Raw genomic sequence first — 20,243 nt, 5'->3', positions numbered from 1 at the left:
AATGAAAACTCAACAATATAAATATGCTATACCGGTACTGATTATTTTGGGTGCCGGTTTGCTGGCTGCCTGTTCGGGCAATTCGGCAAAAAAAGAAAATGACAGCCCGCAGGAGGCTGCCAATGTAAAAGCTGTCAAACCGGATAACTTGATACTTACCGAAGCACAAATGAAAAATGTGGGTATTGAAGTAGGTGTTATCCCGCAAAAGAATCTCGACGCGGTGATCAAAGCAAACGGTCAGCTGGCCGTTCCGCCGCAAAACAAGGCGGATGTGAGCATCCTTTCAGGTGGGGTTATCGGCCATATCAGCGTGCTCGAGGGGCAGCAGGTAAAACGCGGGCAGGTGCTGGCTACCATCAGTAATCAGGACCTTATCAAAATACAGCAGGATTACTTGGCTGCAAAAAGCAATTTTACTTATGTACAGGCAGAGTTTAACCGGCAACGCCAGTTACAGGATGCAGGCGCTGGAACCGGCAAATCATTTCAATCGGCGCAGGCTACCTATAATGCGGAGCTTTCGCGCATCAACGCTTTTGAAAGCCAGCTCAGACAATTAAGTATCAATCCTGGCAGGATCAACAGCGGTAATATTGTTTCCAGTTTCCCGGTGGTTTCGCCCATTACCGGAACCGTAGGTAAAATATCTGCCAACACCGGGGCTTATGTTCAGCCGGGTACATCGATTATGGAGGTGGTTGATAACTCCAAGATCCATTGTGATCTTACCGTTTTTGAAAAAGACCTGATGCAGGTAAAACTTGGTCAAAAAGTAAATTTTCAGCTCACCAACCAGGGCGATATGATGATCACAGGTAAGATCAATGGTATCAACAAATCGTTCGAGAACGAAAGCAAAGGCGTTATTGTTCATGCTGAGATCGATAACCGGCAGCACAAAAACCTGATCCCGGGAATGTATGTTACCGCCCTCATCAATATAGGCAGCCACATGGTACCGGCAGTGCCGGTTGAAGCGGTGGTTCGCTCAAGCGGCAGACAATACATTTACATCGTAACCAACGAACAAACAGGCGCAGGTAAAACAACCAGTTACAGCTTTAAAAAAGCAGAAGTAGCAACCGGTGTAATGGAATTGGGCTATATAGAAATTAAACCCATGAGCAATTTACCCGCCAATGCCAAAGCGGCACTAAAAGGAGCGTTCTACCTGGAATCAAAAGCCGAAGGTGGATCGGATGATGATTAATTATTTGGCCTAAATAAGAATAGCTCAGCTGCCGCGGGCTTTCAGCCCGTGGTATGCATGGCTTCAGCTTTCAGCTGAAAGCTTTAATCATGCCATCCACGAGATACGCTAATCTCGCGGAAGCAAAAGAATTTTTCAACCCCCATCGAGGTTAAAGCTTTGTAGAAAAATTCAGCTCAAAATCCAGTGCCGTAGGTACTGCACACAAATGGCATGCTAAATGTTTATTCTCTTTGTTTACTACAAAGCTTTTATTCCTCCAGAGTATCCTTAAATTACCTTTTACAGCTAATAATTGTAGAAATCACTTTTATTCATTTCTTAAAAAGAGTAGTCTCTAATTAAAAAACTTTAAAAAGTATACATATTAAATTATAGCGTATCCGGGTTTGGGATAAAATTCATGAAAGCCTGGAACTTGGCGTAGTAATTTTGCATGTTAAGCTGGTAATAATACGCGCCTCTTTTTGAGCCCGCTTTATCCTTATCGGCCAGCTTAATCAACAAGCCGGTTGCCAATACCCTTTTGCTGAAATTGCGCTTATCAATGGTGGTATTAAAAACACATTCATAAAGTGTTTGCAACTGCGGAATGGTAAACTTAGTAGGTAGCAGCTCGAACAAAATAGGGTGCATAGCGGCCTTATAACGGATGCGCTTTTTGGCCTGCTCCAGCATTTCCTGCTGGTCAAATATCAATTTGGGGGTACGCTTGAGTTGGAACCATTCGGCATGATAGTCTGAACTGATCTGGGTTTGATACTTCTGTATATCAATAAGCGCGAAATAGGCTACAGAAACAGTACGTTCCATAGGGTCGCGGTTAGGTTCGCCAAAAGTATAAAGCTGCTCCAGGTATACACCTTCCAGCCCGGTTAATTGTTTGAGGATCCGGTTTGCTGCCTGATCAATACTTTCATTGCCCTGCACAAAACCACCCATCAGGCTCCAGTTTCCCTTCTCGGGCTGAAATCCTCTCTTGATCAGTAATAGTTTTAAAACCTCTCCGTCAAACCCAAAAATAATGCAGTCCACAGCCAGCAGTAACCTGGTCTGTTTAGAGTATTTTAGCATCTTATATAATCCGAATTATAATAAAAAACAAATATAGAATTACATTCGATATAAGCATAAATAAAAGGATTTCCAAGAAAAAAAATAAAAGGACAAATATTGATTGCAAAAATAAAGTAAGGTCTGTGATTTTGATACGCCACATTAATTGTTTATTAAACGATTAATGTGGCGTATTTTAAACCGACTTGTGAATTAATGTTTGATAAAGATAGGCTTCCTGATGGTTTGATTGCTGTTTTTTATATGAAGGTAATATATGCCATCAGGAATATTCTGAATATTCATTGTTAATGTTCCTCCATTTTTCTTGGAAGAAAAAAGTAAAACTTTCCCTTTGTCATCATACAATGTTGTCGAGAAATCATTGTGTTGATCTGACGATGATGCCTGTTCTTTTATTTTACTTTGATTACTGGCGGTGTTGGTTGGATTGTAAGAAACATTTAGTACGGAATTTGAAGGATTAGGGTAGACAGTAAAATTAGCGCTGCCACTACCACACGCTAACGGATCGGGTGCTAAAGTATATGATTGCGCAGATGTACCGCAGGTGCTAACTGCTTCCGCGGCAAAATAATAATCGTTTCCACATGCTAAATTACCGTTTATGGGCAAAACTATGCGAGGCAGGGTTGTATTGCCTTTATAAACTGCGTTTACGTACCAATTATAAGATGTAGCATTTAGTACCGGGTCTACAGATATCGAAAAACGACCGGGAGGAGCATTTACACCATAAGAAACCAGGCCGGGTACTTGAGTCCCAAAATATAAGGGTATGCTTATCGGGTTTGAATTGCCACAAGATCCTGATAAACCAGTAACTGTTACGGCGCCGTTGGCCGTTGCCGTTGGGCTTGTTATCGTTACAGAGTTTGAAGCGGTTGTAGCGCTGGTGCCCGAGCCATTGACCAGATAACCGGGAGGCACTGACCAGCTATACGATGTCGCCTTGGTTGATGAAACAGTTACCGTATTGCTACTTGTTGAATTACAAAATATAAGATTCGGATTGTTTTGTGTCAGATCAATAGGAGGAAAACTGAGGGAGGGTGATGTTGTCCATTCACCGTAACCATTATAACCACCATCGCAAGCGCTTTTAACCCTAAATTTAACATTGCCCGCATGCACACCATCCGTATGTACAGATATGGTTACACGTGCATAATCTGTGTTAATACACGTAGCATTAGTGTTTCGGGTAACACTATTTACAGACCAACCGGTGGGCAGTGAAATAGTACTACTTGAATTAACTGCAGACCAGAGATTATCATTATAGTTTGAATAAGACACTGGTAGCCAAAATGTTATAGATATGTTTTGGGCCACTCCACAACTCAACGGGGCGATGGCCTGGTCACATGCATTGGTGCCGCCATTGGCAAAACCGGCTGGATAAACGTATTTCTGTATATATAAAACAGCAACCGGCGATCCGCTTATGGCTGTATTGCAGCTGCCCGTAATTGGAAAAACCTCCAGCATACCATCATTACTCATATTTGTATCCCAGGTAACACTTATTGTTGGTGCGGTACATACTTGTGTCTGCCCGCTTACATTACCTTTTGTAATCCTCCATTTATAAAAACTATAAGGGGTACCCTGGTGAATAAAGCCATACTGCACGGTTGACCCGGGACAGGCAATAGCATGTGTTTGATCAGTCATATTTCCTCCCGTTATACGATCCTGAGCCTTGACAATTTGAACCAGAAATAAAAAGAATAAAATAATGTAGATTTTTTTCATGGCAAGTTAGGTTTAGTTTATTTAGTATAATATTACGAATATTTTACTTATTTTTCTTCTTTTTGGATAGTTTTGCGATCTTATTAAATTGCAGACAAAGACTTATCCAATGGTCAAAATCTTTTATCTTCTGCAGGTTTTCCGCTTCCACAAAAACAAAATCTTTCATTACCCGGTTGCCATTTACCATCTGGCGGCAATTATCGTTTTCCAGCGCAATAGCGGCCTGTTCCCTACCTATGCGGCATAACATATCCTTATCGCGAATGCAAACACACATTTTATCGTTAACCATAAAGCATAGGCCCTGAAACATTTTTACTTCATCAACCTGCCCCTGATCGCTAAGAGCCTCGCGGATGCGGTTAGCTAACAATTCGTCGTATGCCATAATGGAGAGTCAAGATATTAAGAGTCAGGAATCAAGATTAAAACCAAGGGGCTAATCATCGCATCACTGGCTGCATTTAAATCAGCTCTTGATTCTTGATTCTAATATCTTGATTCTTTTTTAAAACTGCTCCAATTTTTGCAGATCCTTGCGTATCCGGTTCTTTTCGGTAGTTGTTTTGGCCTGTTTCAGCGCGATCTGTAAATGTTTTATAGCCTCATCCTGGTTAACCCCGGTATACAGATGTCCCAGTAACACATGATATAAATGGTTGTCACCCAACTGCAGCTTTTCGGCTTCGGCTATAGCTTCCTGATTGCCCCGGGCTTTAAAAAGGGCATAAGTTCGGTTTAGCGCTGCAATAGGCGAATACGCGATTTGCAGCAGGCCGTTATATAAGTGTAATATATTCTCCCACTTTTGGGGCGTATCAGTGTTGATGGTATGCCAGTAGGCAATGCCCGCCTCCAGGTGATATTTGCCTAATTGATCACCGTGCGATGCCCGGTTCAGGTAATCATTCCCCCTTGCTATCAGCTCGGCGTTCCATAAGCTGGTATCCTGTTCATCATAGCGTATCATTTCGCCATGCTCATCGGTACGTGCTTCAAAACGCGAGGCATGAAAGCACATGAGGGCAATAAGCGCGTTGGTATCGGGCAAATTGGTGCTTTTGTTTTCGGTTAATAAAACGGCCAGGCGCAATGCCTCCAGGCAAAGGTCTTTACGCAGGGTAGTGTCTTTACTGCTGGAATAATAGCCTTCGTTAAATAATAGATAAAGGGTTGTTAAAACAGGTTGTACCCGGGTACCGATCTGCGACGGTGGCGGAAACTCAATCTTTACATTTTCCTCACGCAGTTTTTCTTTCGCACGGAAAAGCCTTTTGTTGATGCTCTCTTTATTGGATAAAAATGCATCGGCTATTTCGTTAATACCAAAACCGCAAAGGATGCGAAGCGCCAGGCCTATCTGTGCTTCGGGTGGTAGTATCGGCTGACAAATAGCGAACATCAATTGTAGCTGACTATCACGGATGTGCTCGTCCGACAGATCGATCACCATTTCTTCACTACCTTCATAAGCCGCCTGCAAGTTGCCCCTTATTTTTTGGGCAAACAGTTTGTCGCGCCTCAGATGGTCTTTGGCCTTGTTGCGGGCCACGGTATATAGCCAGGCCACCGGATTATCGGGCAAGCCTTTTAAACTCCATACTTCCGATGCTGTTAAAAAAGTGTCGCTGGCAATATCTTCGGCAATTTCGGGGTATTCAAAACCAAAATGCTTATAAAGCACCGAGGCTATTTTACGGTATTCGGTACGGAATAAATGGGGTAATAACTCTTGTTTATTGATATCGGCAGCCATATTGGTTTATCAGGATCCTAATATAAACGGAATTTCTGCACTGCTGTTTAAACTTTTAAAAGCATGGCACAAACTTTACAATCTATCATTAATACTTTTATACAAGTGTAGCATTTTAAAAAAGCCCGTATCTAACAACGCATACGGACTGGCCCAGGGAGTTTCAAAATATGTCATTCGAAGAAATATACGATACTTATTACAGCAAGATATTCCGCCTGTGCATGGGGTATATGAACGATCATGGCTGGGCGCAGGATGTTACGCAGGAAACATTTATTACCGTATGGCAAAAGCTATCGCAGTTTCGTAACGAATCGGCCCTGGGTACCTGGATATATCGTATAGCGTCCAACCATTGTTTAAGGCAGTTGGAAAAGCAAAGTAAAATGCCCAAAGGCGAAATGCCTGTTCAACTGGAAGATAAACCACCACCAGATACCGGCAATCAGGTAGCTTTGCTGTACCGATGTATTGCCGAGTTACCCGAGATCGATCGTATTATTATTTCATTGGAACTGGAGGATGTTAAACAAGCCGAGATAGCCACTATAGTAGGCCTTTCCGAAACCAACATCAGGGTAAAAGTTTACCGCATAAAAGAAAAGCTCTCACAAAAATTTAAAAAGTATGAGCACCAATATTGATTTTAAAGCGCTTTGGCAGCAACAGCATGTTGATGTTAAACCCGATATAAAGGAGGTTATTAAAAAAGCCGGACGGTTAAAGAAAAAGGCCAGAAATAAACTACTTTGGACAAATGGCGTGCTGATAGCAGTAACTATTTATTATATCCTTTTTCTGTGCTGGAGCAACCACCAGATCACCACGCTTATGGGGGGTACGCTTGTAATTATTGGCTTTGTAGGCTATCTGGTAATTTCAAACGGTTTATTAATAGATCTGTTCAAAAGCCATACAGAGGTAGATAGTTTTGCTTATTTAAAAAAACTATTGGCTATCAACCGGAAACAGGAGTTTATTCAAACTAAGGTATTAAAATTGTATATCATAACGTTATCCATAGGCGTAACTCTGTTTATGATAGGGCCGGCTATAAAAATGGGTGTTATTTGGGGAAGTGTTGTGTATATTTGTTTATTCGCATGGATGGCTTTCGCTTATTTTTACCTAATACCGCGGAAAATTAAAAAACAACGCGCCGAATGGGCGGCTATTATCGAAAAACTACAGACTATTAACGATCAGTTAACTCAAACGGGGCATCTGGAATGATATACTGCCTATATTGATAAATTATTAATTAATTAGGCTTAAGTTTGAAACAAATTCAGTATTTTAACATCTAAGGGGTTATGGAAGGTAACAAAATAATACAGGCAATTACACATTTATTCAAAAGCGTTGATAACCGCGATTGGGAATCAGTGCACAACGTAATGGCAGAAACTGTTTTGTACGACTATACTTCGATGATAGGCGGTGAACCTTCTGTACAAACTCCTCAGGAAATTACAGATCTGTGGTCGCATTTTATGCCGGGCTTTGACTCTACGCATCACCAGATTTCCGAGTTCAGGGTAAAATTGCACGGCAACCAGGCCGACGCGGATTATGTAGGCAAGGCCGACCATTTTCTGGACGATGATGTGTGGACAGTTTCCGGATCTTATCATACCAAACTGGAAAAACGAAACGGCGTTTGGCTGGTCACTCATCTTCAATTAAACTACGATAAGCAAAGCGGTAATACCGGACTGCCCCAACGGGCCAAAGAACGGTTAGCCAAGCTGCAATCTTAATGTAAAAATCTATGGTGATGGCTGCATATAAAGTGCGGCCATTTTCGTGCTTATTTGAATTTCATAACTTTGAGTATGCAGCCTACCGAAACAATCGAAGAATTTTATGAAGGTCATCCCGGCATGAAGATGAAGCTCCCGGGCGATAATCAGCGTGGCGCCGGACATTTCAATGTATACCCGAGGGGCGAGATCTGCCATAATCTTACTAGCTATCACCGCCGCGATTTTTATAAAATATCGCTAAGCATTGGTGGCGGTACTTTGTATTATGCCGATAAGGGCATCACGTTTGATAAATGCGCCCTGGTATTTTCAAACCCAACCATCCCCTACTCCTGGGAGGCAGCCCCGGTTGAGCAAACAGGCTATTTTTGCCTCTTTACCGAGGACTTTATCAGCAGCAACAACCGCAGCGAAAGCTTTATCGATTCGCCGTTATTTAATGTGGGGGGTAGCCCGGTTTATTTTGTTAATGATGAACAGGTAACGATCATCAGCGATATATTTTGCAAAATGCTGGATGAGATCGATAGCGATTATATATACAAATACGATCTGCTCCGTAATTACGTAAACCTTATTGTACATGAAGCACTTAAACTAAAACCGGCCGATAATTTCTTCAAGCACAGTAATGCTTCATCGCGTATAGCCAACTTATTTATGGAGTTACTGGAGCGCCAGTTCCCTATTGATTCGCCCAACTATGCTTTGAAGCTGCGTACTCCTGCCGATTATGCCAATCGCTTATCGGTACATGTAAACCACCTGAACCGGGCAGTAAAAGAAATCACCGGCAAAACTACGAGCATGCATATTGCCGAACGTGTGGCCAAAGAAGCCAAAGCCCTGCTACGCTATACCGACTGGAACGTGGCCGATATTGCCTATAGCCTGGGTTTTGAATATCCGGCTTACTTTAACAATTTCTTCAAAAAACAAACCGCGCTCAATCCAAAAGCCTACCGGGTTTAAATTAAGGGCTTCACATTCTCCTCAGTTAAAAGTACTCCGGAGGCGTAAAAGCTTGTAGAAAGCAAAAGCATAAGATTTAGCATGCCGTAGGTATGCAACCTGAGTGCAGTACCTACGGCACTGACCCAGAAATCGTTTTTTCTACAAAGCTTTAACCCCGATGGGGTTAAAAGTACTCCGGAGGAGTAAAAGCTTTGTAGAAAGCAAAAGCATAAGATTTAGCATGCCGTAGGTATGCAACCTGAGTGCAGTACCTACGGTACTGACCCAGAAATCGTTTTTTCTACAAAGCTTTAACCCCGATGGGGTTTACATAAAACCCTAACTTAATTACATTGCTCCCTTATAAGAAGGAGCGTTGAAGCCCTCTCCTTTGGAGAGTAATAGCCCATGGTTAAACAGATACATCAATACTATCGCAAAAAGGGGCTGTCACCCTGAGCGCCGTCGAAGGGTCAAGCGCAGAGGCCTGCCCACCATGCTTCGACGGAGCTCAGCATGACAGCCTTTCTTGGCAAATGTCTAATCATGCGCTATTACTCTTTGGAGAGGATTTAGGTAAGGCGCATTGTTTGAATTTTATAGGTTTTGGTTTGATATGTGTAAACGGTGCAGTTATTGTGTCCATATATTTGTATTATCAAAACAGAAATACCATGGAATACAGAAATTTGGGAAATACAAACGAAAAACTATCGGCCATTGGCCTGGGTTGCATGGGCATGAGCTTTGCCTATGGCCCCGTAGATAATGAAGAATCAATAGCCACGCTTAATCTGGCGCTCGACCTTGGTATCAACTTTTGGGATACTGCCGATATGTACGCCAACGGCAAAAACGAAGAACTGATATCAAAGGTACTTAAAACCAATCGGGATAAAGTATTCATCGCAACCAAATTTGGGTTCAGGTACCGCGACCCGAATGCTCCTTATGCCGGCAGCGGAAACTCAAATGTTTATTTCGACGGATCGCCCGCGCATATCAAAAACGCTGTGGAGGGAAGCCTGAAACGTTTAGGTATCGACACCATCGATCTGTACTATGCTCACCGCATCGACCCTAACGTTCCCGTTGAGGAAATGGTTGGTGCGATGGCCGAGTTGGTTAAAGAAGGCAAAGTGCGTTACCTGGGTTTATCAGAAGCATCTGCAGCCAGCATCCGCAAGGCACATGCCGTTCACCCTATAGCCGCCTTGCAAAGCGAATACTCTTTACTGAGCCGCGAAGTAGAAGGTGAGATCCTTTCTACTCTGCGCGAACTGAATATTTCATTAGTGCCTTACAGTCCGCTGGCTCGTGGCCTGGTGACCAATGCGGTAAGTAAAGACGAATTAGCTGCCGATGATTTCCGCAGGACACTGCCTCGCTTTAGCGACGATAATTGGGACAACAATCAAAAACTAGCGCATGCCTTTGCCGATATTGCCCAACAAAAAAACGCATCCCCGGCACAGCTGGCTTTAGCCTGGGTATTGGCACAGGGCAATGATATTATACCAATACCTGGTACCAAAAAACGTAAATATCTACAGGAAAATGCCGGCGCTGTTGATGTGAAACTGTCCGCGGCTGATTTAGAAGAAATAGGCGCCTTGTTGCTAAAATACCCGGATACCGGTGGTCGTTACAATGAAGCTTCTTTAAAATTGACTAACCTGTAATGAAAGCCATTTATTTTGAAGAAACAGGCGAGGCTCAAAATGTGCTGTTATTAAAGCAATTTGAGAAACCCATTCCAGGAGCCAACCAGGTAATTGTAAAGCCCTTGGGCTGCCCTATAAATCCTTCAGATTTTTTCTTCATCAGTGGTACATACCGGTTTAAGCCCGAGTTTCCGCAAATAGCTGGGCTGGAAGGGGCCGGCATTATTGAAAGTACAGGCCCGGGTGTCGACTTACCGGTTGGCACTCTGGTATCTTTTTTCAGTCGCAATGCATGGGCCGAGTATGTATTGTTGTCAAAAGATGATGTGCTGGTATTGCCCAATGATTTTCCGGTAGATAAAGCCAGCCAGTTTACCCTCAACCCTATTACCGCCTGGGGTTTACTGGAGCGGGCTGATCTGAAGGCCGGCGACTGGCTATTGATCACCGCAGGTGGTTCCGTTGTATCAAGACTCATCATACAAATGGCTAAACTGCGCGGCATCAATGTGATAGCTACCGTACGTGATGATAAAAACACAGCTACCTTAACATCTTATGGAGCCCATGTGACCAATATAAGTAAAGACAACCTGGTTGAATATGTGCAGCAGATAACCGATGGCAAAGGCGCTCATGTGGCTCTGGACGCGGTGGGTGGCAACACCGGCTGCGATGTTTTAAAATGCCTCCAACCTGGCGGCCAGTTAATTATTTACAGCCGTTTAAGTACCGACCCTATACAGCTTTATGGCGCCGATGTACTTTACAAAAATATATCCATCAACGGCTTTGGTATCAGGGCCTATCTGGAAAGCAAAACAGTCGAACAAAAGTCCGGTATTATACAATCGCTGGTAACCATTATTGGCCATCCTGATTTTAAAATGGAAGTCGCCGCAAGCTTTCCGCTTGATGATTACCAGGAAGCCATCAAAACCGCTGTTGAGACAAAAAAAGAAGGAAAAGTGTTGTTTAAATTTTAAACATCTCAATACACCAATGTATGCTAAGTAAAGATCTTGCAGTAAATAAGTTATATATCATCCCGGCAGGTCATGGGATGTTAAAAGCGTTTTTCTTTAATACTGATTTGGGGGCCGATAACCCGCAAATGCTTTATTCGCCGCTTTGCGTGTATTTACTGGATACCACCGACGGGCCAATCCTGGTAGACACGGGCTTTGCCGAAGTTTTCCTCAACAATCCAGATTATTACAAGGGCACGCCGCTCGATGGCCTTTTGTATATGCACATGAAGGAAGAACATCGCTTGCCCGAACTACTTAAACGAGTAGGTTACCGGCCCGAGGATATCAAACTGGTAATAGCTACCCATTTTCATAGCGACCACTCCGGAGGTAATCCTTATTTTTTGGAAACCCAAACGCCAGTTCTGGTACAGAAAAAAGAACTCACTGTTTTAGATGATGATGATTATTCGCCACCGGCATGCCGAATTAAGGATTTGAACTATCAGGTAATTGATGGCGACTATCAGCTTTGCGATAACATCCGCCTGATATCAACACCCGGTCATTCCCCCGGCCATCAGTCGATACTGATCAATACGGCAAGTTCAGGCTATGTGCTGCTTTGTATCGATGCGGCGCTCACAGAAGCTAATTTCAGGAACAATGCGCCTTATGCTGCTGCCGATCCGGAACTGGCGGCCGCGTCATTAAAAAAAATACAGACTACCGCCGCGGAGTATGACGCCTTTCCCATTTTTGGGCATGATGAAAAGCAGGCCAAAGCCATAAAAGTATACCCGGAGTATTATTAATTATCGGGGTCCATTTTGTCGCGAAGTGGTAAATCGCTGTCGTGAAATGGTTGCTGTTTGGTGTGTTGACCAGGGTAGGTTTACATCATCAAACAAAAACACCATGAACGCGTATATTATTGAAAATTTTGGCTCTATCGACGGGATTACCTTAACCGAACGTCCTGTACCAACACCAGGCCCAAATCAGGTTTTAATCAAAGTAAAAGCCGTATCCATTGCCCGGCGGGATATTTATATACTCAACCAGGTTTACCCGCTGCCCCCTAAACAAGGCATTATACCCCTGAGCGATGGCGTGGGCGAAGTAATATCTACCGGCGCCCAGGTTACCCGTTTTAAAACCGGCGACCGTGTTGCGGGTAATTATTTTGCCAACTGGCGCGACGGACAAATTGATATGGATATTATCGATCAGTTGGGTTGTACATTGGATGGCATGCTTGCCGAGTATGTAATATTGAACGAAGATTGGCTGGTCAGTATCCCTGCTAACCTGAGTTGGCAAGAAGCAGCCACATTGCCTTGTGCGGCTCTAACGGCGTGGTCGGCATTAACAGGGCCAAAGCCGGTCTTGGCTGGCGATACAGTACTTACCATTGGTAGCGGCGGCGTGGCTGTGTTTGCCATTCAGTTTGCAAAAATGATGGGGGCCCGCATTATCGCGTTAACATCAAAAGATTCAAAATTTGAAGCCTTGCATAACCTGGGTGCCGATGAGGTGATCAACTATACTACCCATGCCGACTGGCATCAGCAGGTAAAAGAATTAACAGGGGGTAATGGCGTGAGCCGGGTGATAGAAACCGGGGGTATTGACACGTTTGAACAGTCGGTAAAATCAGCAGGCTTTGGCGCCGAAATTACGCTGGTAAGCAGCGCGGGAGTGTTGAACAATTCAACAGTGCTTTTAAAAAGCGTGCTTGCCCCCTTGTTTGTTAAAATGATTAGCATACGACCAATTTTTGTAGGCAGCCGTTTAAGCTTTGAAGCCATGAACCGGGCCATCGAAGTATTCGTCATTAAACCGGTTATTGATAAAATTTATACGTTTAAACAAGTAAAAGAGGCATTCCATTATGTAGCGGCAGGTGAACAATTAGGCAAGGTAATTATCGTGCTAAATGAGTAAGCTTTTGTCATTATGAAGTAACAAAATGCTAAAAAAATTATCTGAAATAAGTTAGTATAATATTTATCCATAATTTAGTTTTATGCCTTTTGTACGAATAAGCTTATTGAAAACATTGGCTGCTGATGCCAAGGATAAAATATCTAAGGCGGTACATGAATCATTAATGGCTGAATTTAATGTGCCCCTTGACGATTACTTCCATGTTATTGAAGAACTGGAGGCATCGCAATTATACTACCCCAAAAACTACCTTGGCATAACACACAGTGGCAATATGGTGTATGTGCAAATAACTGCAGGCTCGGGCCGCACCTATCAGCAAAAAGAAAAACTATACGCAGCCATTGCCGGTAAAATAGCAGCCGAAACCCCGGTACTGATCAACGATGTGATTATAACCCTGGTAGAAAACGGCGGTAAAGAAAACTGGTCATTCGGTGAAGGTAAAATTCAAAACCTGAGCCATATAAAAGCTGCGGAGTAAAATATCCCGTATAATAACGGTCGCCAGTTGCTTAGTTGTCGTTTTTATACAATTTTTTACGATCTGATAATTGCAGTTTTGTAAAGAGCAACCCGTTTGTTGTATCTCTTTGTAACTAACCTGCGTAAAAAAATTGGAAGCCATGACAAAAGAAGCACAAATTTTACCCAGAATAGCCGTTCGCAGTATTGGTGGGGGCTTACTGCTCATGGCGCTTTTTACCATGATGTGGGCGGGCATAGCGCAGGGTGGCCTACAACGGCATGACCATCACGTGGTGTTGATCCTTTTTTCGGCTTTTAGTATCACCTTTGTGATGTATGGCATTGTGGTACTGATAGCAGCACAAAGATTTCCGAAGTTTACCAGCGATAGTGATGCCGCTGAAGGTAAAATGATGGCTACCCGCTTCGGGATCATTTTTGGCATCGAAGGCACTGCCATACCCGTTGTTTCGGTGATCTTGTTGGTTACGGGATATCAACAGTATACTTTACCTGCCATTGCCCTGATCGTTGGTTTACACTTTTACCCGATGGCCAAAGTGTTCAACAGAAAAATTGATTACTATTTGGCTACATGGACTTGTCTGGTAGCTATCGGTGGTATTATTATAACGGCCGGTCATCAATATACGCAGGCATTTGCTTTAACTATCATGGGTATCGGCGTGGCTTTGGCCACTTCTGCTTATGGTTTTTACATGCTGGTTAATGCGTTCAACTTAATTAAAAATAATAACAGGTAAGGAATTTATAATAGGCCAACCTGCTTTATATTATATCTATGAAACCATCATGAGCTAAGCTCTTCAACCGGAATGTATAATACAGCTCATGATAGCTTCATTACCTTTAAAAAACAAATTGCGAAGCACTCACGAGTACTGTTGAAAAACAACTTATTAACGAATAATTATACCAATGAAAAATCATCATTATCAAACAACCGTAACATGGACCGGCAATACGGGTTGTGGGACCAAAGATTACCGGGCTTATGAACGATGTCACGAGATCAACATTGATGGTAAGCAGTGCATTCTCGGTTCATCCGACCCGAACTTCCGTGGCGACCGGTCAAAACATAGTCCTGAGGATCTGTTGGTTGCTGCGGTTTCATCATGCCATATGCTGTGGTATCTGCATTTATGCACAACAGCCGGTGTTGTGGTAACGGCCTATGAAGACAGCGCCGAAGGCGTAATGCTCGAAAACACAAACGGAAGTGGTTGCTTTACCGTGATCCTGCTAAGACCGTTGATCACCGTTACCGACGGAGCAATGATAGACAAGGCCAATGAGTTGCACAAAGAGGCTAATAAAATGTGTTTTATTGCTAACTCCTGCAATTTCCCGATACTGCATGAACCGCGCTATCAGGTGTTAGCGGAAGAAGACCTGGCCGTATAAAACATCATTATGAACGAACTGAAAGATAAAGTTGAAGTTTTTAACCGGTTAATCACTACCGATCAGACGGTAAAGGCTATGGAGCTATTTTATGCCGAAGAGGTAGAACTACAGGAAAACGAAGCCGTCCCAACCACCGGGAAACAAAACTGTATAAGCCGCGAAAAATTTCTGTTGGGTAAGTTTGGGCTGGCATTGGTGATAACCAAGCAGGCTATTGATGAGGCAAACCAGGTGGTTTTTAGCGAGTATGAAATGACCATTACCAATAAGAATAAGGAAGACCAGAAACTTATATACAGAACCGAAATTTCGGTACAGCAATGGGAGAACGGCCGGGTAAAAAAGGAGAAGTTTTATTACAACGAGGCTAAGTCATTATAAATAGGAACATGACCACCACCAGTAACCAACCGGAAGAATGCCGGGACATGACCGATATACGGCGGGAAATTGATGCCATAGATCGACTGGTGATTGCGTTGATTGGCCGGCGATTTAAATATGTGCAGGCAGCAGCCAAATTCAAAAGAAACCCAACAGATGTAGCCTCACCAGAGCGCTTTAAAGCCATGCTCGCCGAAAGAAGATCATGGGCACAAGCCGAAGGGCTTTGCCCCGATGCCATAGAGAAAATGTACGCCGACCTGGTAAACCATTTTATTGCCGAGGAATTGAAAACCTGGAAGGCGAATCATTAAGATTCTTATTTTGTAGATACACACTACATGAGTCTCTGATCATATGATACGTACAATGCAAAAAGAGACGCATGTGATGCGTCTCCGTATATAACAAATTGTACAACTATCTCAATCGCCCCAAAACATTTCTTCTTTGGATTCATCGGCAGTAAATACTTCTACTTTGATGATCTTACCGTTTTCAACCGTGTACACATCAATATTATCCACATCCAAAATACCACCGGCGGGCTGGGCGGCATTCCAGTGCAGCAAACAGGCTACTTTGTTACCGCTAACACAGATAGATTTGATATCCGTAAGCTTTAGCGTATTGGCCGATAGCTCAAACATCTTCCCTACCATCTGGAACACTTCGTTACTGGAGTGCTTGATGCCAGAAATGCGGCTGTTGCCGGGCTGGCTCCATTGTACATCGGGATGCAACAGGGCGTTTAGCTGCTCAATATCGGCTACTTGTACGGCGTTTAAGAAATTGGTTACTACTTGTTTTGCTTCGTTTTTCATGTTACTTGTTGTTTGATGAATAGTATGGGTTAATTGTGCCTGGCTATAACCGGAGGTAGCCAACAGACATAGTACCCCGGTAAGTTTGACAGATAAATGTTTTGCTTTGAATAGCCTCATGGTGTTTTCCTTTCATTTTGATAAACCAAAGGTCGGCTGGAGACACTGCTCATAACTTACCATTACACGACATGTACTTATCACATTACGCCATTTTTTGGCGAAGCCATTTGCTACAGGTACATTAGTACAGCAATCAAAATATGATGGAAGACCAGCTTAAAAAACTAACGATAAGCTTACTGGCTTACGCCGTACAGCGCGATTTGTCGGCCGGAACACTGTGCCGTTTATCAAATATATCTATGCCCCAGTTGCAAAATGATAAACAGCCGTTCACCCCCAAACAAGTCGGCGACTTGTGGCTCAACGCTATCCATTTAAGTAAGGATACGTTGTTTGGCCTGCACTTTGGCGAGTCGTTACAGCTATCGGCGCTGGGTATTGTTGGTGAGATCATTAAAAGCAGCGAAACCGTTGGCGCCGCTTTAACCATTGCCGCGTCATTAACTCATTTAATCACCACGGCTTTTACTTTGGAGGTACAGCAGAATGATGATACATTTTCGGTAGCATTTATTCCTACAGCGCCCGATTGGCAAAGCTCCACTACATCGGTACAAACGCTCGATCTGCTGATGGTTTTTGTAGTACATGAATTGGATGGGCTGATGATGAAAAAGATAAGTCCGCGGGCTGTTAGCTATGGCAGGCCGATTGATAACCCGGCAGAATATGAACGCGTAATGCGTTGCAAACCGGTTATGAACGCAGCCACGAACACCGTTACCTTCGACAAAAAATACTGGAACGAGCCGATCATTACCGCTAATTACGAACTACAACAAACCCTGCTGCAAAAGGTAAACCCGTTAAAAGATACGCTGGCCGAAAAGCAAACACTCGGAAACCGCATTCACAATTATTTGATAGCCAATTCTTACCTGGGTCTCGTATCATTGGAGGATATCGCAGCCAACTTTAACATCAGTGTGCGAACTTTACAACGGAAACTTAAGGAAGAAGGCATCAACTTTCAACAGGTGGCCGATGGGGCACGCAAATCATTGGCCATTAATTATTTAAAGGCGGGCTCTTATCCGGTAAAGGAAATCTCTTACATGCTTGGCTATAACGAATTAAGCGCTTTTACCCGCACGTTTAAACGATGGACAGGCATTACCCCGGCCATTTACCAAAAGAATTATAATTAACCGTTTATTCCTTTTTGTAATCTTTATGCACAATTAAAAAGCTGGCGCGTTCTTCTTTGTGGAAAGGGATGTTCCAGTTACCCTGGTAGGTTATTTTGGTAGGCAGTAGTTCGCCTTCAAAGCTGTTGAGCTCGATGTTCATCTGCACATTAAAATCAACAAACATATTGCTGAATTTCATGTCAATATAGCGGCCCAGGATCTGGAAAGTGCGCTCATCAAATATGGTAGTCATCTCCTTGATCATAGTGTCACCGTCTGACGTACTGGGTTTGCAACGCACCCGGAAACGGTAAACCGGGATGGTATCCAGGTACTTACCACGCGCGAATTCATAATAATAATACCCGCGCATATCACCCGCGAATATCTCGGTTTTGCTGCTGATGAAAGGGATACCTTTTACCCTGCGTCCTGGAGTGAAGATGAGCGTCTTCAGCTTGTCTTTATAGGATTCGTTCTTCCCTCCCGCCCCTGGCAGGGCATCGCCCTTAGTAAAATCCGAGTTGTAAGCATTCATGAAAATATAGTCGAACATCTCAACCGTATACAGCTGGTATTTCCCGTTCTTTTTAAACATGTTGCCGCTATCCGTTTTGGCTACATATTCCATCCTGTGCTTGCCGGCGGCGTTGCTGTGGATAATTTTGCGATAGATCTTACCGTCAACCTTGTTCTTTTTGTCGTAGGTAAAAATGCGGTTCTCGGCGGTAAAACCGTAACGTTTCATGTTTTGAAACGCTTTGTAAAAGCTGGTATCGGCCAGTACGGCATCAATAAAATCCTGCGCGTTTAACCTGTGCGATTTGATATCAACCAGCGAGTCGATAACAATGGTTTTAATGGTATCCGGATTAAAACGCTTGATCTGCTGTGCGAAAGTAACAGTGCTTATAATACAGAAAATAAATAATAGCAGAAGTTTTTTCATAGATAGTTCATTGGTTCACTGGCCCATTTGTTCATTGGTCGCATTTTTACTAATGAACCAGTTGAATAAATGAACCAATGAACTTACATATTAGTTTCCCAGCTGTTTAATAGCCAGGTAAGCCATCAGACCAGTGCTGATCTTAAACGCGTCCTCTTCCACATCAAAAGTTGGCGTATGTACCGATGAGGTAATACCACGGCTTTCATTACGGGTACCCAGGCGGTAAAAACAACTGTCGGCTACTTGCGAGTAGTAAGCAAAATCTTCGGCGGCCATCCAGATATCCAGGTCGAGTACATTTTCTTTACCCAGGTAATCTTCGGCATGGCCACGGGTTGCGGCGGTCAGCACCTCTTCGTTGATCAGGAAAGGGTAGCCGCGCATAATGTTAAAATCGCAGCTGCCGCCCATGCTCTCGGCAATGCCTTCGGCCATTTTTTTCATGCGTTTATGGGCCTCGTCGCGCCATTTTTCGTCCATGGTGCGGAAGGTGCCTTCCAGGTAAACCTCGTTCGGGATCACATTGGTAGCGCCATTGGCAATCACTTTTCCAAATGACAATACCGATGGACTTTTAGGATCGGCAAAACGGCTTACTACCTGTTGCAGCGCGGTTAATATATGAGCGGTAATAATTACCGGGTCGATGTTTTGTTGTGGTTGCGCACCGTGGCCGCCTTTACCTTTTACGGTAACATAAAGCTCATCGGTTGAGGCCATATATTTGCCTGCGCGGAAACCTACTTTACCCGCATCGATCAATGGCATTACGTGCTGTCCCAATACGGCCTGTGGTTTAGGATTTTCCAGCACCCCCTCCTTAATCATAAGGCTGGCACCACCGGGAAGTTTCTCTTCGGCAGGCTGAAATATCAGCTTTACCGTACCTGCAAACTGACTTTTCAGCTCGGTTAAGATTCGCGCGGTACCCAATAACGATGAAGTATGCGCATCGTGACCGCAGGCATGCATTACGCCAACGTTTTGCGATTTGTAAGGTACATCATTGGCTTCGGTAATCGGCAACGCGTCCATATCGGCACGCAGGGCAACTACCTTATCAGATGGCATATCACCTTTGATCAAGGCTACCAGGCCTGTATCGGCCATTTTTTCGTAGGTTAAACCCAGCTCGTCTAACTTGCCGGCTACAAAAGCCGATGTTTTTTGTTCGTGAAATGACAGCTCCGGATTGGTATGCAAGTGGCGGCGATTAGCCACTACATCATTAAATATTTTTTGGGATAGTTCCTGTATTTGTTCTTTAATCATTGGTATCCGTTTTGGGTAGATTTATTTTTTCTGAGATGATGAACAGGCTCGGGAATGAAGCACGCAGTTCCTGCATCAGCTTCTGCGCTTCCAGGCGGGTCCTGAAATCGCCGGCACGCACCTTAAAATTGGGTTCGTTATAAATGATGTAGGTACGCAGCTCTGGATATTCGCTTTGCAGGCGCGCCTGGGCGTTGTAAGCATCCTTGCGGTTGGAGCCACTGAAGAACTGTACCCTATAACCGTAAGATGAAGAGGCAATGGAAATCCCGCTCGCACTGCTCATCTCATAACGTTTGGCTATCAGCGTATCCACAAGGGGATCTCTAATTACCTCTACCCTGCCGCGTGCTTGCTGCGCAAATGCCTGGGTTGATGCTATGAAAAGCACAAAAAAAATGCAGTATCTGATAACCGCTGGTTTAGCTTGATGATCAAATACTGCTTTTTTCATTTGGTAAATTTTCTTTAAGCTGTCATTGCGAGGAACGAAGCAATCTCTATATAAGCAGGTCAAACAGGTAAGTTCGCTCTGTATAGT

Annotated in this window: 23 protein-coding genes; 15 read left to right on the top strand and 8 right to left on the bottom strand. The window is 43.7% G+C overall.

Annotation, left to right across the window (positions count from 1 at the left end; translation table 11 throughout):
- Position 1: 1 nt before the first annotated feature.
- Positions 2-1,213 (top strand): efflux RND transporter periplasmic adaptor subunit, encoded by a 1,212-nt coding sequence (locus ACTJKG_RS25240; protein ID WP_172335697.1) that lies wholly within the window; start codon positions 2-4, stop codon positions 1,211-1,213.
- Between the two features lie 372 nt (positions 1,214-1,585).
- Here the strand turns inward: ACTJKG_RS25240 and ACTJKG_RS25235 are convergent, their stop codons facing one another.
- From ACTJKG_RS25235 to ACTJKG_RS25220, 4 genes are all read right to left on the bottom strand, one after another.
- Positions 1,586-2,287, bottom strand: coding sequence for an NUDIX hydrolase (locus tag ACTJKG_RS25235; protein ID WP_172335698.1), 702 nt, complete (start codon positions 2,285-2,287; stop codon positions 1,586-1,588).
- A gap of 195 nt (positions 2,288-2,482) precedes the next feature.
- On the bottom strand, positions 2,483-3,967 hold the full coding sequence (locus ACTJKG_RS25230) for a T9SS type A sorting domain-containing protein (protein ID WP_440740726.1): 1,485 nt from the start codon (positions 3,965-3,967) through the stop codon (positions 2,483-2,485).
- A gap of 124 nt (positions 3,968-4,091) precedes the next feature.
- Complete coding sequence (locus tag ACTJKG_RS25225; protein WP_172335700.1) at positions 4,092-4,439, bottom strand: TfoX/Sxy family protein; 348 nt, start codon at positions 4,437-4,439, stop codon at positions 4,092-4,094.
- Positions 4,440-4,559: 120 nt separating this feature from the next.
- A complete protein-coding gene (locus ACTJKG_RS25220; RefSeq protein WP_440740725.1) occupies positions 4,560-5,807 on the bottom strand; it encodes an RNA polymerase sigma factor in 1,248 nt (415 codons plus the stop codon).
- A gap of 170 nt (positions 5,808-5,977) precedes the next feature.
- Here ACTJKG_RS25220 and ACTJKG_RS25215 point away from each other — a divergent pair, with 170 nt between their 5' ends.
- From ACTJKG_RS25215 to ACTJKG_RS25155, 13 genes are all read left to right on the top strand, one after another.
- Positions 5,978-6,454: an RNA polymerase sigma factor gene (locus ACTJKG_RS25215; RefSeq protein WP_172335701.1), complete on the top strand. Its 477-nt coding sequence runs from the start codon at positions 5,978-5,980 to the stop codon at positions 6,452-6,454.
- The gene (locus tag ACTJKG_RS25210; protein WP_172335702.1) at positions 6,438-7,043 is read left to right on the top strand and encodes a hypothetical protein; all 606 of its coding nucleotides are present in this window, start codon (positions 6,438-6,440) and stop codon (positions 7,041-7,043) included. The genes ACTJKG_RS25215 and ACTJKG_RS25210 overlap by 17 nt, the downstream gene beginning before the upstream one ends.
- Before the next feature lie 80 nt (positions 7,044-7,123).
- Positions 7,124-7,570 (top strand): nuclear transport factor 2 family protein, encoded by a 447-nt coding sequence (locus tag ACTJKG_RS25205; protein WP_172335703.1) that lies wholly within the window; start codon positions 7,124-7,126, stop codon positions 7,568-7,570.
- 75 nt (positions 7,571-7,645) lie between these two features.
- Positions 7,646-8,548: a helix-turn-helix domain-containing protein gene (locus ACTJKG_RS25200; protein ID WP_172335704.1), complete on the top strand. Its 903-nt coding sequence runs from the start codon at positions 7,646-7,648 to the stop codon at positions 8,546-8,548.
- Positions 8,549-9,204: 656 nt separating this feature from the next.
- Positions 9,205-10,212 carry an aldo/keto reductase gene (locus ACTJKG_RS25195; protein ID WP_440740724.1) on the top strand — a complete coding sequence of 336 codons (1,008 nt, stop codon included), beginning with the start codon at positions 9,205-9,207 and terminating at the stop codon, positions 10,210-10,212.
- Positions 10,212-11,180, top strand: coding sequence for a zinc-dependent alcohol dehydrogenase family protein (locus tag ACTJKG_RS25190; RefSeq protein ID WP_440740723.1), 969 nt, complete (start codon positions 10,212-10,214; stop codon positions 11,178-11,180). Before ACTJKG_RS25195 ends, ACTJKG_RS25190 begins: the two co-directional genes overlap by 1 nt.
- 20 nt (positions 11,181-11,200) lie before the next feature.
- Positions 11,201-11,980: an N-acyl homoserine lactonase family protein gene (locus tag ACTJKG_RS25185; RefSeq protein WP_172335707.1), complete on the top strand. Its 780-nt coding sequence runs from the start codon at positions 11,201-11,203 to the stop codon at positions 11,978-11,980.
- 103 nt (positions 11,981-12,083) lie between these two features.
- Complete coding sequence (locus ACTJKG_RS25180) at positions 12,084-13,112, top strand: zinc-dependent alcohol dehydrogenase family protein (RefSeq protein WP_440740722.1); 1,029 nt, start codon at positions 12,084-12,086, stop codon at positions 13,110-13,112.
- Between the two features lie 82 nt (positions 13,113-13,194).
- Positions 13,195-13,599, top strand: coding sequence for a tautomerase family protein (locus tag ACTJKG_RS25175; RefSeq protein ID WP_440740721.1), 405 nt, complete (start codon positions 13,195-13,197; stop codon positions 13,597-13,599).
- A gap of 142 nt (positions 13,600-13,741) precedes the next feature.
- Positions 13,742-14,347 (top strand): hypothetical protein, encoded by a 606-nt coding sequence (locus tag ACTJKG_RS25170; RefSeq protein ID WP_172335710.1) that lies wholly within the window; start codon positions 13,742-13,744, stop codon positions 14,345-14,347.
- A 175-nt stretch (positions 14,348-14,522) separates the two neighbouring features.
- Complete coding sequence (locus tag ACTJKG_RS25165) at positions 14,523-15,011, top strand: OsmC family protein (protein ID WP_172335711.1); 489 nt, start codon at positions 14,523-14,525, stop codon at positions 15,009-15,011.
- A gap of 9 nt (positions 15,012-15,020) precedes the next feature.
- Complete coding sequence (locus tag ACTJKG_RS25160; RefSeq protein ID WP_440740720.1) at positions 15,021-15,395, top strand: hypothetical protein; 375 nt, start codon at positions 15,021-15,023, stop codon at positions 15,393-15,395.
- A gap of 8 nt (positions 15,396-15,403) precedes the next feature.
- Positions 15,404-15,712: an isochorismate lyase gene (locus ACTJKG_RS25155; RefSeq protein ID WP_172335713.1), complete on the top strand. Its 309-nt coding sequence runs from the start codon at positions 15,404-15,406 to the stop codon at positions 15,710-15,712.
- A gap of 111 nt (positions 15,713-15,823) precedes the next feature.
- Here ACTJKG_RS25155 and ACTJKG_RS25150 read toward each other — a convergent pair whose 3' ends face one another.
- A complete protein-coding gene (locus ACTJKG_RS25150) occupies positions 15,824-16,222 on the bottom strand; it encodes a nuclear transport factor 2 family protein (protein WP_172335794.1) in 399 nt (132 codons plus the stop codon).
- 263 nt (positions 16,223-16,485) lie between these two features.
- Between ACTJKG_RS25150 and ACTJKG_RS25145 the strand changes: the two genes are divergently transcribed.
- The gene (locus ACTJKG_RS25145) at positions 16,486-17,496 is read left to right on the top strand and encodes an AraC family transcriptional regulator (protein WP_440740719.1); all 1,011 of its coding nucleotides are present in this window, start codon (positions 16,486-16,488) and stop codon (positions 17,494-17,496) included.
- A gap of 4 nt (positions 17,497-17,500) precedes the next feature.
- Here ACTJKG_RS25145 and ACTJKG_RS25140 read toward each other — a convergent pair whose 3' ends face one another.
- From ACTJKG_RS25140 to ACTJKG_RS25130, 3 genes are all read right to left on the bottom strand, one after another.
- Positions 17,501-18,427, bottom strand: a complete 927-nt coding sequence (locus tag ACTJKG_RS25140; RefSeq protein ID WP_440740718.1) for a hypothetical protein — start codon at positions 18,425-18,427, stop codon at positions 17,501-17,503.
- 90 nt (positions 18,428-18,517) lie between these two features.
- Positions 18,518-19,702 carry a M20 metallopeptidase family protein gene (locus ACTJKG_RS25135; RefSeq protein ID WP_440740717.1) on the bottom strand — a complete coding sequence of 395 codons (1,185 nt, stop codon included), beginning with the start codon at positions 19,700-19,702 and terminating at the stop codon, positions 18,518-18,520.
- Positions 19,695-20,156, bottom strand: a complete 462-nt coding sequence (locus tag ACTJKG_RS25130) for an SPOR domain-containing protein (protein ID WP_440740716.1) — start codon at positions 20,154-20,156, stop codon at positions 19,695-19,697. The genes ACTJKG_RS25135 and ACTJKG_RS25130 overlap by 8 nt, the downstream gene beginning before the upstream one ends.
- Between the last annotated feature and the right edge of the window lie 87 nt (positions 20,157-20,243).

This window comes from Mucilaginibacter sp. 22184 (assembly GCF_052045695.1).
Taxonomy (GTDB): Bacteria; Bacteroidota; Bacteroidia; order Sphingobacteriales; family Sphingobacteriaceae; genus Mucilaginibacter.
This window is presented reverse-complemented; position numbering and strand designations above follow the sequence as displayed.

Excerpts from the sequence above, each read along its gene's own strand:
- ACTJKG_RS25240 (WP_172335697.1), top strand. The coding sequence starts at position 2 with ATGAAAACTCAACAATATAAATATGCTATACCGGTACTGATTATTTTG.
- ACTJKG_RS25235 (WP_172335698.1), bottom strand. The coding sequence starts at position 2,287 with ATGCTAAAATACTCTAAACAGACCAGGTTACTGCTGGCTGTGGACTGC.
- ACTJKG_RS25230 (WP_440740726.1), bottom strand. The coding sequence starts at position 3,967 with ATGACTGATCAAACACATGCTATTGCCTGTCCCGGGTCAACCGTGCAG.
- ACTJKG_RS25225 (WP_172335700.1), bottom strand. The coding sequence starts at position 4,439 with ATGGCATACGACGAATTGTTAGCTAACCGCATCCGCGAGGCTCTTAGC.
- ACTJKG_RS25220 (WP_440740725.1), bottom strand. The coding sequence starts at position 5,807 with ATGGCTGCCGATATCAATAAACAAGAGTTATTACCCCATTTATTCCGT.
- ACTJKG_RS25215 (WP_172335701.1), top strand. The coding sequence starts at position 5,978 with ATGTCATTCGAAGAAATATACGATACTTATTACAGCAAGATATTCCGC.
- ACTJKG_RS25210 (WP_172335702.1), top strand. The coding sequence starts at position 6,438 with ATGAGCACCAATATTGATTTTAAAGCGCTTTGGCAGCAACAGCATGTT.
- ACTJKG_RS25205 (WP_172335703.1), top strand. The coding sequence starts at position 7,124 with ATGGAAGGTAACAAAATAATACAGGCAATTACACATTTATTCAAAAGC.
- ACTJKG_RS25200 (WP_172335704.1), top strand. The coding sequence starts at position 7,646 with ATGCAGCCTACCGAAACAATCGAAGAATTTTATGAAGGTCATCCCGGC.
- ACTJKG_RS25195 (WP_440740724.1), top strand. The coding sequence starts at position 9,205 with ATGGAATACAGAAATTTGGGAAATACAAACGAAAAACTATCGGCCATT.
- ACTJKG_RS25190 (WP_440740723.1), top strand. The coding sequence starts at position 10,212 with ATGAAAGCCATTTATTTTGAAGAAACAGGCGAGGCTCAAAATGTGCTG.
- ACTJKG_RS25185 (WP_172335707.1), top strand. The coding sequence starts at position 11,201 with ATGCTAAGTAAAGATCTTGCAGTAAATAAGTTATATATCATCCCGGCA.
- ACTJKG_RS25180 (WP_440740722.1), top strand. The coding sequence starts at position 12,084 with ATGAACGCGTATATTATTGAAAATTTTGGCTCTATCGACGGGATTACC.
- ACTJKG_RS25175 (WP_440740721.1), top strand. The coding sequence starts at position 13,195 with ATGCCTTTTGTACGAATAAGCTTATTGAAAACATTGGCTGCTGATGCC.
- ACTJKG_RS25170 (WP_172335710.1), top strand. The coding sequence starts at position 13,742 with ATGACAAAAGAAGCACAAATTTTACCCAGAATAGCCGTTCGCAGTATT.
- ACTJKG_RS25165 (WP_172335711.1), top strand. The coding sequence starts at position 14,523 with ATGAAAAATCATCATTATCAAACAACCGTAACATGGACCGGCAATACG.
- ACTJKG_RS25160 (WP_440740720.1), top strand. The coding sequence starts at position 15,021 with ATGAACGAACTGAAAGATAAAGTTGAAGTTTTTAACCGGTTAATCACT.
- ACTJKG_RS25155 (WP_172335713.1), top strand. The coding sequence starts at position 15,404 with ATGACCACCACCAGTAACCAACCGGAAGAATGCCGGGACATGACCGAT.
- ACTJKG_RS25150 (WP_172335794.1), bottom strand. The coding sequence starts at position 16,222 with ATGAAAAACGAAGCAAAACAAGTAGTAACCAATTTCTTAAACGCCGTA.
- ACTJKG_RS25145 (WP_440740719.1), top strand. The coding sequence starts at position 16,486 with ATGATGGAAGACCAGCTTAAAAAACTAACGATAAGCTTACTGGCTTAC.
- ACTJKG_RS25140 (WP_440740718.1), bottom strand. The coding sequence starts at position 18,427 with ATGAAAAAACTTCTGCTATTATTTATTTTCTGTATTATAAGCACTGTT.
- ACTJKG_RS25135 (WP_440740717.1), bottom strand. The coding sequence starts at position 19,702 with ATGATTAAAGAACAAATACAGGAACTATCCCAAAAAATATTTAATGAT.
- ACTJKG_RS25130 (WP_440740716.1), bottom strand. The coding sequence starts at position 20,156 with ATGAAAAAAGCAGTATTTGATCATCAAGCTAAACCAGCGGTTATCAGA.